Genomic DNA, 16,455 nt, shown 5'->3' with positions numbered 1-16,455 from the left:
CTCTCCAAAAGACGGGGATTTCGAGACTCGAAAGGAACAGCAGGACCTTAAGCCGATTTCCGCCAAAGTGGAATTACGTTCCGGCGATGGCGGGAACGCCGATTGAGCCGGCCGGGGTCAGCGCTGAACCACCGGCGGCGTCGTGGTCGACTGCGCAGCGCCCTGACGGGCCGGGGCCGCCGCAGGACGGGGCGGCTTTTTCGCCGGCGCCGCGGGCCGGGGCGTCGTCGCAGTTGGATTGGTGTCGGCCGGCGCTCCCCCCGCAGTGGGCGGCGGCGCATCCTCTGATGGTTCGACGGTATCGTTCTGAATCTGTTTTTCGAGCGCCCGCAGCTTGACGACGTTCTTCTGGTGCTGATCGTAGGTTTCGGTGAAGGCGTGCCCGCCGGTGCCGTCGGCCACGAAGAACAGGTCGCGCGTGCGCGCCGGATTGGCCGCCGCTTCGAGCGAGGCGCGGCCCGGATTGGCGATCGGCCCAGGCGGCAGACCCTCGATCACGTAGGTGTTGTAGGGCGATGGCTGCGTAATCTCGGAGCGCTTGATCGGCCGGCCCAGCGTTCCCTTGCCGCCGACCAGCCCGTAGATGATGGTCGGATCGGACTGCAGCTTGATCCTCTGCCGCAGGCGATTGGTGAATACGGCGGCCACGCGACTGCGCTCGTCGGCCCGGCCGGTTTCCTTCTCGATGATCGAGGCCAGCGTGATGAGCTGATCCAGCGACCTGACCGGAACGTCCGGGTTGCGGCGCTCCCAGATTTCCGTGAGCACCCGCTTCTGGGTCTGCTGCATGCGCTGGATCACCTGCTCGCGCGTGGTGCCGCGCGGAAACTTATAGGTTTCGGGCAGCAACGTGCCTTCGCGGGGTATTTCCCGCACCGAGCCGGCAAAGATGTCGTTGTCGAGGAGTCGCGTCACGATCTGCTCGGAGGTCAGACCTTCCGGTATCGTGACGGCGTGCTGCACCACCTTGCCCTCGACGATGGTGGCGATGACGTCGCGCAGGCTGGCGCTCTTCTGGAAGGAATATTCGCCGGGCTTGAGGTCGGAGCTCGCCTTCAGCGCAAACACGCCGCCGATGAATACCCAGGGATTGACGTTGATCACGCCTTCGCGCAGCAGCGCATCGGCGATATCGCGCTTGCCGGCACGCGAGGGAATGTTGACGATCTTGTCTTCCTGCAGCGGGCCCGGCGTTTCCAGAATTTGTCTGCCGTAATAGTACACCGTTCCTGCCCCGATCATCAGAAGGATCAGGATGGTGAAGATGGCATTGCCAACCACCACGAACGGATTGCGGGCGCGCTCCGACCGTTTCGGCGGCGGCGGCACCTGCTCGGGCTCCAGCGCAGCGCGCGGGCTTCGTGGTGAAATGGGCGGCCTCTCACTCATCGATGCAACCTGAATCCTGTCGGTTCAATCGCGGCCCGGCAATCCCCTGCCCAGCCGATAGCATACGCCCGCATGTAGAAGTCATAGCCGAATACGGCAAAACGGTGGAGTAGTTCTAAACACTTGTTAGTCAGTCACGCGCTGCAAGATCACGGAGGCGTTAGTCCCCCCGAAGCCGAAGGAATTCGACAGCGCGACGTTAATGTCGCGCTTGCGCGCCGTCTGCGGCACCAGGTCGATCGCCGTTACCACCGACGGATTTTCCAGATTGATGGTGGGCGGAGCGATGTTGTCGCGAATCGCAAGGATGCTGAAAATGGCCTCGATCGCACCGGCAGCACCGAGCAGGTGCCCGGTCGACGATTTCGTCGACGACATCGACACTTTGGAGGCGGCGTTGCCGAGCAGCCGCTCGACGGCGCCGAGTTCGATCTCGTCGCCGATCTGCGTCGAGGTTCCGTGCGCATTGATGTAGTCGATATCGGACGCTGAGATTCCGGCACGCTTCAGCGCGGCGGTCATGCTGCGAAAGCCGCCATCTCCATCCGGCGCTGGCGAGGTGATGTGATAGGCATCGCCCGACAGGCCATAGCCCACTACTTCCGCATAGATCTTCGCACCGCGCTTTTTCGCGTGCTCATATTCCTCGAGCACCACGATGCCGGCGCCCTCGCCCATCACGAATCCATCGCGATCCTTGTCATAGGGTCGCGAGGCCTTGTGCGGTGCGTCGTTGTAGCCGGTCGAGAGCGCGCGCGCGGCGCAAAAACCCGCCATCGCCAGCCGGCAGATCGGCGATTCCGTTCCGCCCGCGACCATCACGTCGGCGTCGCCGAGCGCAATGAGGCGCGCACCATCGCCGATCGCGTGCGCGCCGGTCGAACATGCCGTCACCACGGAATGGTTGGGGCCCTTGAGGCCGTGCTCGATCGAGACATAGCCGGAAGCGAGATTGATCAATCGCCCCGGAATGAAGAACGGCGAAACCCTGCGCGGCCCGCGTTCCTTCAGCAGCAGCGAGGTTTCGGCGATGCCGGACAGGCCGCCGATCCCCGAGCCGATCAGGGTGCCGGTGGCGCATTTGTCTTCTTCGGTCGAGGGATGCCAGTCGGCGTCGTCGAGCGCCTGGCGCGCTGCAGCCATCGCAAAAATGATGAAGTCGTCGACCTTGCGCTGTTCCTTCGGCTCCATCCACTGGTCGGGATTGAAAGTGCCGTCGCTGCCGTCGCCTCGCGGAATTATGCAGGCGATCTGGCTGGCGAGATCGGCGACTTCGAACGTATCGATCTTCTTGGCGCCGCTCTGGCCACTCAGGATACGCGCCCACGTTGCGTCAACGCCGCAGGCGAGTGGCGTAACCATGCCCAGCCCCGTGACGACAACCCGCCTCATGTCCAAACTCCAACCCGAAAACGGCGGCCCAAAACAAGAAACCGGGGGACCGTTCGACAACGGCCCGTCCGGCTCTGTCTCTACCCGCCCGGGACGTCAGCTTTTCGCGTTCTTCTCGAGAAACTTCGTGGCGTCGCCGACAGTCAAAATCGTCTCGGCGGCGTCATCGGGAATTTCGCAACCGAACTCTTCTTCAAATGCCATCACAAGCTCGACGGTGTCGAGGCTGTCGGCGCCGAGGTCGTCGATGAAACTTGCGTTGTCGACAACCTTATCGGGTTCAACACCGAGGTGTTCGACCACAATCTTCTTAACCCGCTCGCCAATCTCACTCATCGTTCAACCTCGTGCTTGTTCCAATGGACCCGACCCCAAGACGCTACAGAGACGCTACGAGCTATCGTGGTCGTTAAACTTCCTTCGCTATCGCGCATAGTCTTGATTCGGCCCGGTGGTAGCCGACAAAGCCCCGGCGAACGGCAGGCGTCGCCACGCCAATATACAGGGTTTCAAAATCCTGCAATGGCCTTGTTTGCCCATCCGTCGAGGGTTCGGTTATCATACTTCCCAAGCCTTGACTACAAGCCTCACCCGCCCCGGAAACGGCCTTTTGGCCGCATCGATCGGGGCAATAACTCGCTCAAATCATGGCCATTCCGCCGTTGACGTGAATCGTCTGGCCGGTGACATAGGCCGCTTCGTTCGAGGCGAGATAGACCGCTGCCGCCGCGATGTCCTCCGGCGTCCCCAGCCGCGCTGCAGGAACCTTCGTCAGGATCGTCTCGCGCTGCTTGTCATTGAGCGCGTCGGTCATCGGCGTCTTGATAAATCCCGGTGCGATGCAATTGGCGGTCACGTTGCGCTTGGCGTATTCCGCGCCCAGCGTCTTGATCAGGCCGATGATTCCGGCCTTCGACGCGGTGTAGTTGGCCTGACCGGGGTTGCCGGTCACGCCGACGATCGAGGTGATCGCAATGATCCGGCCGAAGCGCTTGCGCATCATCAGCTTGGTTGCCGCGCGGGCGAGACGGAAGGTCGCGGTCAAATTGACCTGGATGACGTCGTCCCAGTCTTCGTCACGCAACTGCACGAAAAGATTGTCGCGCGTGATGCCGGCATTGGCGATCAGAATATCGACCTGCCCCATCGCGGCTTCCGCTGCCGGCACCAGTGCCTCGACATCAGCGCTGTCGGAGAGGTTGCACGGCAGCACGTGGACGCGATCGCCAAGCTTGCCGGCAAACGAATCCAGCACCTCGCGGCGCGTTCCGGAAATCGCCACCGTTGCGCCCTGCCCATGCAGCGCTTGCGCGATCGCCCCGCCAATGCCGCCCGTCGCGCCGGTCACCAGCGCCGTTCTGCCCGTCAAATCGAACATCAATGTCTCCTTCCGGGAGCTTTAGGCTGAAGCCGCCAATGCGTCCTTGGCGGCGGCAATGTCGTTGGGTCCGCCGACTGGAACGCCGACCGCGCCGTCGGCGATACGCTTGACCAGTCCGCTCAGCACCTTGCCGGCGCCGATTTCGAAGAACCGCGTGGCACCATGCGCTGCCATGTAGGCCACCGATTCGCGCCAGCGGACGGTGCCGGTGACCTGTTCGATCAGGCGGCGGCGAATCTCGTCGGGATCAGTGATCGGCGCAGCCAACACGTTCGACACCAGCGGCGAGGCCGGCGCGTTGATCGTCACCCCGGCCAGCGCCTCGGCCATCGCATCGGCCGCCGGCTGCATCAGCTTGCAATGGAACGGCGCGGACACCGGAAGCAACATCGCGCGCTTGGCACCCTTGGCCTTGGCGATTTCCACCGCACGGTCGACGGCCGCCTTGTCGCCGGACACCACCACCTGCCCGCCGCCATTGTCGTTGGCGGCCTGGCAGACCTGCCCCTGCGCGGCTTCGCCGGCAACTGCCATCGCCGCCTCATAGTCGAGTCCGAGAAGTGCCGCCATGGCGCCGGCGCCAACCGGCACCGCCTTTTGCATCGCAAGGCCGCGGGTACGCAGCAGGCGCGCGGCATCGCTGATGGTCAGGCTGCCGGCCGCAGCCAGCGCGGAATATTCGCCAAGCGAATGGCCGGCGACGAAGGCCGCATCCCGCCCGACGGAAAAGCCCGCCTCGGTCTCCAATACGCGTAGCGTGGCGATCGAGACAGCCATCAGGGCCGGCTGGGCATTTTCGGTGAGTTGGAGGGTTTCGGCCGGGCCGTCCCAGATAATGGCGGTCAGCTTCTCGCCGAGCGCCGAATCGACCTCGTCGAACACCGCCCGCGCAGCCGGAAAGGCTTCCGCCAGGGCCTTGCCCATGCCGACCGCCTGGGAACCCTGCCCCGGAAAAGTAAATGCAGCCGTCATCGGCGCTCCCTCATTCGAATGGGGCCGTAAGACACTGACCGAGGCCGGGATGTCAAGCCGCGGTGCGGGATGACGCATGCCGTGGGGAAGATTGGGAATCGGGGGCGGACAGGTTCAGCGTTCTTGCAGCGCTAATCGGGCACCCAGAGCGCAATAGATGCCGCCAACTACCTTGCCCTGCCATTTTTGCACGGCGGGATTTCGACGGAGAAAATTTCCCAGTCCTCCCGCGCACACCGCAAACACCACAGTACTGACAAGCCCCAACAGGACAAAAAGGATCCCCAGCATCGTCAATTGAAGCATGACCGATCCGTTTTCGGGCACCACGAACTGGGGGAGGAACGCGAGAAAAAAGAGCGCGGTTTTTGGGTTTAACACCTCTGCCAAAATAGCCTGCCTGAATGCCTTGCCCGCCGAGATTGGTAGCGCACCGGCCGTCAGATTTGCCGGGGTTCTCTCAAGAATTGCACGAATGCCGAGGTAAACGAGATACGCCGCGCCAATGTATTTGATGATGCTGAACAGCAACGCCGACGTGGCAATGATCGCCGAGATGCCGACGATCGCCATAAAGGTATGAATCACGTCGCCAGCGGCGATCCCGACGCCGGTGGCTATGCCCACCTTGGTGCCCGAACTCGTTGCCCGTGCAATGGTGAGAAGCGTGGCGGGACCCGGAATGAATACAAAGCCGAGCACAACAGCGCCATAAGCAGCCAAGGTCGTCAGATCGATCATTCGCCGGCTCCTTCACGGTTATTGTCGACCAGGGAAGTTACCCTATGGGCGAAAGGAGATGTCCACCTCTAGAAGCCACCTGCGGCCTGATCACCGCCGACCTCCTTCCCGGCCCGTGCGCGGCGTGCGCCGCTTACCAGCTTACCTGGGCGATCCTCGTGGTCTGGCTTGGCGGTCGCGAGCCGCAGCACGGCGGCGTAGTTCGGCTGCACCTCCATACGGTCCGCATACCGGCTTTCACTGAGTATGCGGTGGACGCGCGGCAGGTTGTAGCAGGGCACGTAGAACAACAGATGATGTTCGAGGTGATAGTTGACGTAATAGGGTGCGATGAACAGCCGCTCGAGGAAATTCGCGCGCGTGGTGCGGGTGTTGCGCAAGGGATCGCTGGAATCCGGAACAACCGCATGCTCGGCAATGTTGCGGATGCGCGTGATCACCATCTGCCAGGTAAGTAACGGCAACAGCCATAGCAGCGGATAGGCCCACCACACGCCCGCGGCGGCAAAGCCTGCAAACAGCACGGCGTTGACAGCAAATTGCGGACCGAGCTTTTCGCGGAAATGTGCGGCACGCCGCGCCAGCGGCCATTCCTTTGGGCCGAGCGCATTCAAGAATTGCGCCTTGCGCTGCTGATAGCCGGTCTGGCCGGTGATATCGCGCACGAACTTGCGACGGTAGCTGATCCCGGTGATCGGAAACGGCGCCGACAGCACCAGATCCGGATCGTCTTCCTGCTGCGTGCGCGCATGATGCTGCAGATGATAGCGACGATAGGCGCGGGTCTCGGCGAAGATCGGATAGGCGCAGAACCATTGGCTCAGCGTCAGGTTCACCTTCTCGTCCGCCGACAGGCATCCATGCGCGCCGTCATGCATCAGGATAGCAAGCCCAAGCTGGCGCGAGCCGATGATGCCGACTGCGATCAGAAAGGTCAGCGGGTTGGGCCACCACGCGACCAGCGCGATCGAGCCCAGAATGAGCGCCCAAGCATGTGCGATCAGGGCGATGCCTTTCCAGGTTACCCGCTGGCGGACGGCGATCAATTGATCCTCGCTCAGAAAGTCGCGGGCACGCATGCGCAGTGCCGTCATGCTGATCTCTCCCCGTCCGGTGAACCTGGATTCGACGCGTCGCCGACGAGGCGCAGCCGCGCATCGTCGGCAGCGGGCTTTGGGGTCGCCTGGTCGCCCAGCACGCGCAGCATCTCGCTGCTCAATTCCTCGGCGGAGCGGCCCATGGCGAAGCCCTCGACCATCACGCCGATCGCGACCGCCCAGAACCGCCGTGAGCTGGCGTCGGGATCGCGCAGGCTCTTCCAGCCGTGCCGCTCGATCTGGCCGGCATAGGCGCGCATCCCCTCGCCGTGCAGCCGCTCGATGGTGCGCTCCACCAGCGGTGCGAGATCCTGGCGGCGGCGGGTCAGCGTCAGCGCTTCAGTAAAGAAGGCGACCGAATCCGTCGCTGTGACCGTCTCGACCAGCGCGCGAGTGTACTCGTGCGGCGTATGGGCCGGCAACGCGGCCTGCTCGGCCGCGCGCGCGACGTACAGCATGTCGCGGCAGGCGGCTTCGACGAACAGGGCTTCCTTGGTGCGGAAGTAATAGGTGATCTGGCTCGGAAAGGCGTCCGCGGCCGCCGCAATGTCCGAAATCGAGGTTCCGGCGAGGCCCCGCTCCTTAAATAGCCGGCTGGCGCCATCGAGCAGCCGCGAGCGCATCTGGCGCCCGGCCGTACGCGTGGCCCGGGCAGCGTGCTTCGGATCGCTGGCAGGCATTTCGGATGTGCTGTGGACAGACTTGGGAGCCAATTTGTCCTCCGTCGATTGTTTGTATGATGTACAAACAAATCTGTCAACCGGCCAAGTGAGGTCCCACCACCTCTTGCGGGTGAAAAGCCAGAAGGCCTTTCGAGTTCCCGTAAGCCCTTGCCAGCAGAAGCCTTGCCAGCGCGCTGAAAATCCTTATAAACCGCGCCATCCGTGGATCCCGGCCGGGAGCTGAACGGACGGTCTCAGCAATCTCACCTTTCCAGGCGTTATTGATGTGGCAGGGCCAGTCGGCCCGTCGTCCCGTGCTTCCGCCTTCTGAGCTTATCCCGAGTCCTTTCCGAAGGCCTCGAAGGGCTTGCCGCCGGGAAACGCGCCAACACCAGGAAAGGACACCCATGCCTCTTTACGAGCATGTTTTTCTCGCACGTCAGGATGCGAGCACCCAGCAGGTCGAAGAACTGACCACCCAGATGACGGGCATCGTCGAAGGGCTTGGCGGCAAGGTCACCAAGACCGAGAACTGGGGCGTACGCTCCCTCACCTATCGCATGAACAAGAATCGCAAAGCGCATTTCGTGCTGATGAATATCGAAGCGCCCTCCGCCGCGGTCACCGAGATCGAGCGCCAGGAGCGGATCTCTGAAGACGTCATTCGTTACCTCACCGTCCGCGTCGAAGAGCACGAGGAAGGTCCCTCGGCGATGATGCGCAAGGCCGATCGTGACCGCGAGCGCGACGATCGCGGCGGCGGTTTCCGTGGCGACCGCGAAGGCGGCTTCCGCGGCGATCGTGAAGGCGGTGGTTTCCGCGGCGACCGTGGCCCGCGCCGTCCGCGCGAAGACGTTGCTGTTGAAGCGACGGAAGAGGAGTAAGAATCATGGCTGAAGCTGGTGCACGCCGTCCGTTTTTCCGTCGCCGCAAGACCTGCCCGTTCACGGGTCCGAACGCGCCGAAGATCGACTACAAGGATTCCAAGCTGCTGATGCGTTACGTCTCCGAGCGCGGCAAGATCGTGCCGAGCCGCATCACCGCCGTCTCCGCCAAGAAGCAGCGCGAACTCGCGCGCGCCATCAAGCGCTCGCGTTTCCTCGGCCTATTGCCCTACGTCATTCGCTAAGACATCTTCGACCGGCGGCGTCCGCGCCGCCGGTCGTTATTATTCATGAGATTTTCGGGTCTGCCGCCGACAGTTGGGGTCCAGGACCTCTGTCCAAGACCTCTGATCGCTCATTGGACCCACAAGTTCTTCACCCATATTTTTTGCAATGCATCCAATGCCGCCTGTTCGCATCGTGTACCAGGCTTTCCCGCGCGCCCTAGCCCTACCGCGATAAATCCCTGCCGCACCCCTGCTCATGAAGCGAGCACACGTCGTTGACAATCGCCGCGGCGGCCACGTACGCTGCTCGGCAGCAGGACGGATGCTAAATTTCCGCATGCTACGGGTGTCGAAGCTGCCGCCGACAACGTGCGCACACGAGCCCCAATGAGCTGCGCCAACGAGCGCGAACGCCAGAGGGAGTGCAAGCGATGTCCGTCCACATCTGTGGTCTACGGCGAGTTGTACGCTTGGCCGCCATTGCAGCAATGTCCGTCGCCGCAGCAGGCGCTGCCCATGCCCAACAGAAAACCGATGTCATCTTCAGCGCCGGCCCGACCGGCGGCAGTTGGACACCGATGGCGGCGGCAGCGTCGCAGGTCGTCAACAAGCGATATCCCGAACTGAACGTGCAGGTTGAGCCGGGCGCGGCCCTCGTCAACATGGAGAAGATCCGCAACGACAAGGCCGATATCGGCTGGTCCATGACGACAGTCATGTCCGACGCGCAGAAGGGCGAGGGTCAGTTCGCCGGCAAGCAGACCGACAAGGGCCTTTTCGTGGCCAATTTCTACCCCAACGTCTGGCAGTTGGTGGTCCCTGCGAACAGCGACATCAAGAGCGTCAAGGATTTGAAGGGTCAGCCGGTGGCGCTGCCGTCACGCGGCAACACCAGCCTGGCGGCCGGCTGGGAGTACCTGCTCAAGGTCAACGGCATGACGCTGAACGACCTGGGCGCAAAGAGTTACGGGCCGGTATCCTCCAATGCGGAAGCCGTGAAGAACCGGCAAGCGATGGCGGTCGGATGGTTCACGGTGGTGCCGGCGTCCTTCATCATGGACATGGGCTCGGCGATGCAGGTGCGGATCCTTGGAGTCACCGACGAGGAGATCGCCGCACTGCGCAAGCTTAATCCGGGCTTTGTGCCCTACACCCTCAAGGCCGGAATCTACAAGGATCAGGGCGTGACCGAGGCGGTTCAGACCTTCCAGTCGCCCACCGTGCTGATTGCATCCTCCAAGACGCCCGCCGACGTGGTCTACAAGATCACCAAGGCCATCGTCGAAGAGCGGGAGGAGTTCGGCAACGTCACGAGCGTCATGAAGGGCGTGACGGCGGCGGAGATGGCAGAGAATTTCGACATGCCTATTCATCCCGGCGCGGAGAAATACTACCGCGAAGCGGGATTGCTCAAGAAGTAGGGAGCGCGCCGTGCGCAAGCTCACCGGCTACGCGGGCCTGGTCGTCGGCGTGGTGGCGGTCGCAATGTCCGTGTACCACGTCTACGCCCGGCTGACGGTATACGCTCCCGATCAGCAGGCGCTGCTCTATATCACGCTCGCCTTCAGCCTGGTGCTGTCGTTCCTGTTGTGGCCTCGCAGCAAGGACGCGACACTCGGCGGCGTGCCGTGGGAGGATCTCGCTTTGGCGGGTCTTTCGCTGGCGTGCATCGGCTACATGTTTGCGAATTACGACTACATCGTAAACCGTTTCCCCACTGCCGATGCGCTGACCCGAATGGACATGGCGGTGGGAATCACCGCCACTCTCCTGGTGCTGGAGGCGACGCGACGCACCATCGGCGCGGCACTGCCGATCGTGGCGATCGTCTTCTTGCTCTACGGGTTCGCCGGCCCCTGGCTGTACGGCTGGCTTTACCATAGAGGTCTCACGCTCGAGATCGCCGTCGACCAGACCTTCTTCACCACCGAGGGCATTTTCGGCGTGCCGATGACGGTGGCCGCGACCTACGTCATCCTCTTCATCATCTTCGGTACGTTCCTGGAGCGATCCGGGGCAGGCCAGTTCTTCATGAACTTCGCCAATGCGATCGCCGGCGGCGCACGCGGCGGCCCCGGCAAGGTGGCGGTCGTCTCCTCGAGCCTGTTCGGCACCATCTCCGGTTCCGCGGTCGCCAATGTCATGGTCGACGGCTGGCTGACCATCCCGATGATGAAGAAGACCGGCTTCAAGCCCGAGGCGGCAGCAGCCATCGAGGCGGTAGCTTCCACCGGCGGGCAGATCATGCCGCCGATCATGGGGGCAGCGGCGTTCGTCATGGCCGAGTTTCAGGGCGTCAGCTACACGCAGGTGATGATCGCCGCGGCGATCCCCGCGTTCTTCTACTATGGGGCGCTGTTCGCCGCGATCCACTTCAACGCCGTGCGTTCGGGGCTCAAGGGCTTGCCGCGCGAGGAATTGCCCATTCTTGGCTACATCATGCTGCGCCAGGGCCACCTCTTCCTGCCCGTCATCGTGCTGCTGGCGCTGCTGCTCTACGGCTTCACGCCGACCTATGGCGCGATCATCGCTACCGTCGCGCTGGTCGGCATCTCGTGGCTGCGGCCTTCGACCGGGCTCGGCTGGCGCGCGTGCCTCGAAGGCCTGCGCGACGGAGCGGTGCAGACCGTGCCGGTGGCGATGGCGTGCGCGTCCGCCGGAATCGTGATCGGCATCGTGCTGCAAACCGGGCTGGCGCTGCGGTTCACGGCGTTTCTCATCGACTTCACCTATGGCTCGCTGCTGCCGGCGCTGCTCATCACCATGGTCGCCGGCGTCATTCTCGGCATGGGCATGCCGACCACTCCCGCCTACATCATGCAGGCGGCGCTGCTGGTGCCCGCGATCATGAAGCTCGGCGTAGAGCCGATGGCGGCGCACATGTTCGCGTTCTACTTCTCATGCCTATCGGCGGTGACGCCGCCGGTGGCACTTGCCGTGTATGCTGCCGCATCGATCGGCGGGGCCGGCCTGTGGGCCTCGGGCGTGCAGGCGATGAAATTTGCCGCCGCCGGCTTCATCGTTCCGTTCTTCTTCGTCTACAACCCCGCGCTGCTATTCCAGGGGCCATGGCCCGATATCCTGCGCGCCGTGCTGACCGGCACGATCGGAGTGATTGCGCTTGCAGCCAGTCTTGAAGGCTATTTCCTGCGTAGAACAACGTGGTTCGAGCGGATACTTTTCTTTGCGGCCGCAATGCTGCTGATCGATCCCAATGCCGTCACCGATGTCATCGGCGCGGGCCTGCTTGCCATCATCCTGCTGTTGCAGAAGCTGTGGACTCCACAATCCACCATAACGCGGGAAGCGAGCACGTGACCCGCGCACAGTCCATCGCCCTGACGCTTATCGCAGCAGCCCTCATTGTTGGCACCGTGCTCTACGGTGTTCTGCGCATTTACGCCTCCTGAGACCGCGAAATCTCGCAGGAACGGGAATCCCATTGTGCCCGCCGGTCGCCAGCTAAACGCCGGGAACCTTTTCTGAAATCGTCTCGGGCTGACACTCTTGATCGGCTGGGGCTACTGCTCTAAAAGGCGCACCAAGTCATCTCGGCCCCCCGGTGGGGCCGTGAATGTTTAAGGGGTACCGCGGTACGGACGTCTCCCTTAACTCTCTAACTAGTTGGTAAGGCGGCATAATTTGCTGACCTCTATCTAACCGCTCGAAAGGAGCGGGACAGCTGATGATCGCGATCATACCCATTGGTCTTGCAGCCGGCTGCGCGTCGGCGCTGATGTTCGCCTCGATCATCTCGGGCGCGCTGTTCTCATTGCTGCTGTTCTATCTGGCTCCGCTGCCGCTGATGGTGGCGGCACTCGGTTGGGGTCCGCTCGCGGCAACGATCGGCGGCATTGCCGCCGCCTCCGGCCTCGGCGCGATCTTCGGCCTGCCCTATTGCATCGCCTTTGCGATCACCGTGGCGGTGCCGGCGTGGTGGCTCGGCCATCTCGCCCTGTTGGGACGGCCGCTGCCCGCCACCGCTCCCGAAGACGGTTCAGCACCCGCTGCGGTTCAGCTCGAATGGTATCCGATCGGCCGCGTCCTGCTCTGGATCGCCGGCTTTGCCGCACTGACCACGATCGCGGCCATGCTGACGCTTGGCGGCGACGCCGATACCATCACCGGTGTGCTGCGCCGAGGCCTTACGCGAATTCTGGCGCGTGAGGCCGCGCCGTCGGCAGATGTCGAGCGCCTGGTAGCCGCTCTCGCCATCATCGCTCCTGCGGCCGCAACGATCGTCGCCATGATGACGCTGACACTCAATCTCTGGCTTGCCGGGAAGATCACGGCTACCTCGGGCCGGTTGCAGCGGCCGTGGCCTGACCTGAAGAGCGCGGAATTGCCGCCGATGACGCTAGTGGCGCTGTCGGTCGCGCTGGCCTTTTGCTTTGTCGGCGGGCTCGTCGCGATGTTCGCGCAGATCATGACGACCGCGCTGTTGATGGCCTATGCCCTCACCGGCTTTGCCGTGCTGCACACGCTGACACTTGCGTTCAAGAGCCGTGTCTTCTGGCTCTGCTGCACTTACGCGATCGTCGTCGCGTTCGGCTGGCCCGCGCTCGCGATGATCGCGCTCGGTCTCGCGGACGCCGTCTTCGGAATTCGCCAACGCTATCTGCGCAGCAGGCCGCCACCCCTGCCCGCATCCTGAAGCCCCACCATTCACGTCAACCGCATATCGAACACTCAAAGGAGAACGAAAATGGAAGTCATCCTGCTGGAACGTGTCGTCAAGCTCGGTCAGATGGGCGAAGTCGTCCGCGTCAAGGACGGGTTTGCCCGCAACTTTCTGCTCAAGCGCGGCAAGGCGCTGCGCGCAACCGCCGACAATCGCGCCAAGTTCGACGGCATGAAGGCCGAACTTGAGGCCAACAACCTCAAGGCCAAGGGCGAAGCGACCAAGGTCGCGGAGAAGATCGACGGGCGCAACGTGATCGTGCTGCGTCAAGCCTCCGAATCCGGCCAGTTGTTCGGATCGGTGAGCATACGCGACATCGTCGCCTCGTTCGAGGCCGATGGCGTCGCGATCGACCGCAGCCAGGTGCTGCTGGATGCGCCGATCAAGAACATCGGCAAGCACCAGGTCGCAATTGCCGTGCATCCGGAAGTCGAAGTCAACGTCAGCGTCACCGTGGCGCGCAGCGCCGACGAGGCCGAGCGCATCAACCGCGGCGAGGACATCTCGACCCGTCAGGAAGATCAGGACGCCGCCGCCGAGGCGCTCGCTGCCGCCGGCGAGTTCTTCGATCCGGAAGCCCAGCACGACGAGGTCGCGCCGGCACCCGCTTCGACCGAGAAGTAACGCGCTTCCAGCTCAAACTTCCCTGTGACTACCCCAAGCCCGGCCGCTCAGGCCGGGCTTGGGATTCTGGCAGCCGCTTTCTCGTCGAGCATGGCAATCGACGCCAACGCGGTCGCAGTGTGCTTCTCGACGCCATCGGTCACGCAGAAAACGTCAGCCGCGACCACGGCGACCTGACGTCCGGGCTTGATCACGCGCGCCCGGCAGATCAGCCGCTCGCCTATAGCCGGCGACAACAGATTCAATTTGTATTCCGCCGTAAGCGCCGATTGCCCGCACGAGGTCGCGGCCGCGATCGTGGTCGCATTGTCGACGAGGAACGCGGTCACGCCGCCATGGAACAGACCGTGCTGTTGCAACAGCTCCGCCCGGCGGTCGACCGCGAGTGTACAGGTACCGCGCGTCAGCTCGGATAATTCCGCACCGATATGGGTCATAAAGCCCTGGCGGCCGACATTGTCGCGGATGCGGGTCGCGATCGGCGCGAAGTCGGGATCGTTATTCGCACTCATACGGTTTCTCCCGGTGTGTGGATCGCATCAGGCGCGACCACCGCGCGGATGGCACAGGCGATCAGGATTTCGGCTTGCTCTCTTGGATCAGTGCGGTCGCGGCCCGACAGCCATGCGCGGCAGAAGATCTGCGCCGGTCCGATGATCTGACTGAAGAACACTGACGACGTCATCGGCAGCAATTCGCCGCGCGCAACCAGCGGCGCACGCCATCGCTCGACGGCTTCCGCAAGGCGCGAGTTTTGCGCACGCTGCGCGCCGCGGATCTCCTCCATCCATTCGCTGCGGGAAATCTCGAACAGATAGCGGGCCTCGCGCCTGGAGTTGAAGACCCATTCGAGATGCGCGCGGATCAGCCGCGCCACGCCTTCCCGCGCTCCACAGGATTCATCGACCGCCGCCATGACGGCTGCGTGATAACGGGCGAGGATTTCCAGGAACAGCGTGCCGGCCAGTTCCTTCTTCGATCCGAAGAAATGGAAGAAGCTGCCGTTGGACGCCCGCGCGCGGGTTCTGATGGCGGCCACGGTGGCGCCCTCAAAGCCGTCGCGGTCGAATACCGCCAATCCCGCCGCCAGCAGATCCTCGCGTGCCGTACTCACTCGCGCTCGCCCCTGATCCGATTAGATCATCACTCTAGAGTATTACTCTAGAGTCGGTCAAGCAACGCCCCACCGCTGACCGGCGCCGGAAGTCTGAAAATCTTAGCGCGAGATGGGCGGCTCAGGCTGGCCGGCGGGCGCGACCGGCGGCAATGCGGGCGCCGTAGCCTCTACTGGCGGAGGCGCCGCGGGTACTGGCGCCGCTGCGGAGGAACTCGCGGACGGCTCGGGCGCGGTCGTTGCGGAAGCTGGCGGCGCCGGCGTGACCGGTGGTGCCGGATCGGGCCGGAGCGGCGTCGGCTCGCTGGGTGCGCTCTCCTTGGGAGCATCGACCTTGGCAGTGTCTGATCTGCCCTCGCGTTCCGGCTTTTCCGACTCGCCGGCGGGCTTCGCTGCCTCGCCAGCCGGCTTGTCGTCCTCGCCCTTGATCGCGTCGGTCTTGACTGGATCGGTCTTGACTGGATCGGCCTTGGCAGAATCGCTCGCGGCCGTTTCAGCCTTGGCGGCATCCCGAGATGCATCTTCCTTCGCGGCGTCGTCGCGCGCCGCCGGCTCGGTTTTCGGCGGCTCTTCGGCAGCAGGCCTGCTCCGCCTGCCCTGTTTCTGCCTGACGCCCGATTTGCTGTCGGTAGCGGCCTGCACCGGGGCCTGCCCATCCGCAGGTTTAGCGGCTTCGGGCGCCGGCTGCGGCCGTGCGAGCCGCTTCGCGTCTCGGCCCGGACGCACTCCCTCGCCTTGCGGCGTAGCTCCGTCTGCGCCCGGCCGGAAAGCCTCCTGAGCAGGTGCTGCAGATGGCTGCCGGCGACCGAGCCGGTCAGATTGATCCGGTCTTCCGTCCTGCTTGGCATCCTTCTTCGCCTGATCCTTGCCCTGATACCGGGGATCGGCAGCGCCGTTGGATAGCAGGTAGGAGGAAAGCACCGAGGCCATGTCGGTACCGGTCGTATAGTGCTGGCGCAGGAACCCGGGCAACGACGAAGCCGACGTGTTCTTCAACAGGCCGCGGGGGCTCCTGTGGCACGCGCTGCAGGTGCTCGAGAATATCTGGGACGGGCTCTTGCCGGCGTCGAGATTTTCCGCCGCCTGCGTCACCCCTGCTGTGAGGCAGCCGATCAGGAGCGTCACCGTCGCCAAACTGAGCGCTCGGCTCAACATTCCCTGCTTCTCCAGACGTCGAATCGCTGCCTGCGACGCGCAACGTCGCCAGCGGCGGGGTCACCTTTTAGCCGATTATGACGCGAATGGAAGCGCGCTCCAACGGACTGGCGCTACGGCATTCGTACTTGTGACA

General features: G+C 63.6%; 17 protein-coding genes. 6 read left to right on the top strand and 11 right to left on the bottom strand.

Annotated features, from left to right (window positions below):
* Positions 1 to 117 precede the first annotated feature (117 nt).
* The 8 genes from mltG to GWE18_RS04480 all read right to left on the bottom strand — a co-directional run bounded on the left by mltG (position 118) and on the right by GWE18_RS04480 (position 7,652).
* Positions 118 to 1,389, bottom strand: coding sequence for an endolytic transglycosylase MltG (mltG, locus tag GWE18_RS04515; protein WP_275184567.1), 1,272 nt, complete (start codon positions 1,387 to 1,389; stop codon positions 118 to 120).
* Positions 1,390 to 1,515: 126 nt separating this feature from the next.
* Entirely contained in the window at positions 1,516 to 2,781 is a 1,266-nt protein-coding gene (gene fabF, locus GWE18_RS04510; protein ID WP_275184566.1) for a beta-ketoacyl-ACP synthase II, read from the bottom strand.
* Between the two features lie 96 nt (positions 2,782 to 2,877).
* Positions 2,878 to 3,117 carry an acyl carrier protein gene (locus GWE18_RS04505; RefSeq protein WP_008969609.1) on the bottom strand — a complete coding sequence of 80 codons (240 nt, stop codon included), beginning with the start codon at positions 3,115 to 3,117 and terminating at the stop codon, positions 2,878 to 2,880.
* Positions 3,118 to 3,421: 304 nt separating this feature from the next.
* The gene (gene fabG / locus GWE18_RS04500) at positions 3,422 to 4,159 is read right to left on the bottom strand and encodes a 3-oxoacyl-[acyl-carrier-protein] reductase (protein WP_057851455.1); all 738 of its coding nucleotides are present in this window, start codon (positions 4,157 to 4,159) and stop codon (positions 3,422 to 3,424) included.
* Between the two features lie 21 nt (positions 4,160 to 4,180).
* Positions 4,181 to 5,134 carry an ACP S-malonyltransferase gene (gene fabD, locus GWE18_RS04495; RefSeq protein WP_275184565.1) on the bottom strand — a complete coding sequence of 318 codons (954 nt, stop codon included), beginning with the start codon at positions 5,132 to 5,134 and terminating at the stop codon, positions 4,181 to 4,183.
* A 114-nt stretch (positions 5,135 to 5,248) separates the two neighbouring features.
* Positions 5,249 to 5,875, bottom strand: coding sequence for a LysE family translocator (locus GWE18_RS04490; RefSeq protein WP_275184564.1), 627 nt, complete (start codon positions 5,873 to 5,875; stop codon positions 5,249 to 5,251).
* Between the two features lie 68 nt (positions 5,876 to 5,943).
* The gene (locus GWE18_RS04485) at positions 5,944 to 6,969 is read right to left on the bottom strand and encodes a fatty acid desaturase family protein (RefSeq protein ID WP_275184563.1); all 1,026 of its coding nucleotides are present in this window, start codon (positions 6,967 to 6,969) and stop codon (positions 5,944 to 5,946) included.
* Positions 6,966 to 7,652: a TetR/AcrR family transcriptional regulator C-terminal domain-containing protein gene (locus tag GWE18_RS04480; protein ID WP_275184562.1), complete on the bottom strand. Its 687-nt coding sequence runs from the start codon at positions 7,650 to 7,652 to the stop codon at positions 6,966 to 6,968. Before GWE18_RS04480 ends, GWE18_RS04485 begins: the two co-directional genes overlap by 4 nt.
* 389 nt (positions 7,653 to 8,041) lie before the next feature.
* Between GWE18_RS04480 and rpsF the strand changes: the two genes are divergently transcribed.
* The 6 genes from rpsF to rplI all read left to right on the top strand — a co-directional run bounded on the left by rpsF (position 8,042) and on the right by rplI (position 14,050).
* Complete coding sequence (gene rpsF, locus GWE18_RS04475) at positions 8,042 to 8,518, top strand: 30S ribosomal protein S6 (RefSeq protein WP_275184561.1); 477 nt, start codon at positions 8,042 to 8,044, stop codon at positions 8,516 to 8,518.
* A gap of 5 nt (positions 8,519 to 8,523) precedes the next feature.
* Positions 8,524 to 8,763: a 30S ribosomal protein S18 gene (rpsR, locus tag GWE18_RS04470; protein WP_002711478.1), complete on the top strand. Its 240-nt coding sequence runs from the start codon at positions 8,524 to 8,526 to the stop codon at positions 8,761 to 8,763.
* Between the two features lie 413 nt (positions 8,764 to 9,176).
* On the top strand, positions 9,177 to 10,166 hold the full coding sequence (locus tag GWE18_RS04465) for a TAXI family TRAP transporter solute-binding subunit (protein WP_275184560.1): 990 nt from the start codon (positions 9,177 to 9,179) through the stop codon (positions 10,164 to 10,166).
* Between the two features lie 10 nt (positions 10,167 to 10,176).
* Entirely contained in the window at positions 10,177 to 12,063 is a 1,887-nt protein-coding gene (locus tag GWE18_RS04460; protein ID WP_275184559.1) for a TRAP transporter permease, read from the top strand.
* Positions 12,064 to 12,430: 367 nt separating this feature from the next.
* Positions 12,431 to 13,399, top strand: coding sequence for a hypothetical protein (locus tag GWE18_RS04455; RefSeq protein WP_275184558.1), 969 nt, complete (start codon positions 12,431 to 12,433; stop codon positions 13,397 to 13,399).
* A gap of 51 nt (positions 13,400 to 13,450) precedes the next feature.
* Positions 13,451 to 14,050 (top strand): 50S ribosomal protein L9, encoded by a 600-nt coding sequence (rplI, locus tag GWE18_RS04450; RefSeq protein WP_275184557.1) that lies wholly within the window; start codon positions 13,451 to 13,453, stop codon positions 14,048 to 14,050.
* A gap of 47 nt (positions 14,051 to 14,097) precedes the next feature.
* On the opposite strand, the gene GWE18_RS04445 is transcribed toward rplI, so the two are convergent.
* The 3 genes from GWE18_RS04445 to GWE18_RS04435 all read right to left on the bottom strand — a co-directional run bounded on the left by GWE18_RS04445 (position 14,098) and on the right by GWE18_RS04435 (position 16,319).
* Positions 14,098 to 14,562, bottom strand: coding sequence for a PaaI family thioesterase (locus tag GWE18_RS04445; RefSeq protein ID WP_275184556.1), 465 nt, complete (start codon positions 14,560 to 14,562; stop codon positions 14,098 to 14,100).
* Positions 14,559 to 15,164, bottom strand: coding sequence for a TetR/AcrR family transcriptional regulator (locus tag GWE18_RS04440; RefSeq protein WP_275184555.1), 606 nt, complete (start codon positions 15,162 to 15,164; stop codon positions 14,559 to 14,561). Before GWE18_RS04440 ends, GWE18_RS04445 begins: the two co-directional genes overlap by 4 nt.
* Before the next feature lie 102 nt (positions 15,165 to 15,266).
* Entirely contained in the window at positions 15,267 to 16,319 is a 1,053-nt protein-coding gene (locus GWE18_RS04435; RefSeq protein ID WP_275184554.1) for a hypothetical protein, read from the bottom strand.
* Positions 16,320 to 16,455 lie beyond the last annotated feature (136 nt).

The organism is Bradyrhizobium sp. CSA112, from assembly GCF_029051645.1.
Lineage (GTDB): Bacteria > Pseudomonadota > Alphaproteobacteria > Rhizobiales > Xanthobacteraceae > Bradyrhizobium.
This window is presented reverse-complemented; position numbering and strand designations above follow the sequence as displayed.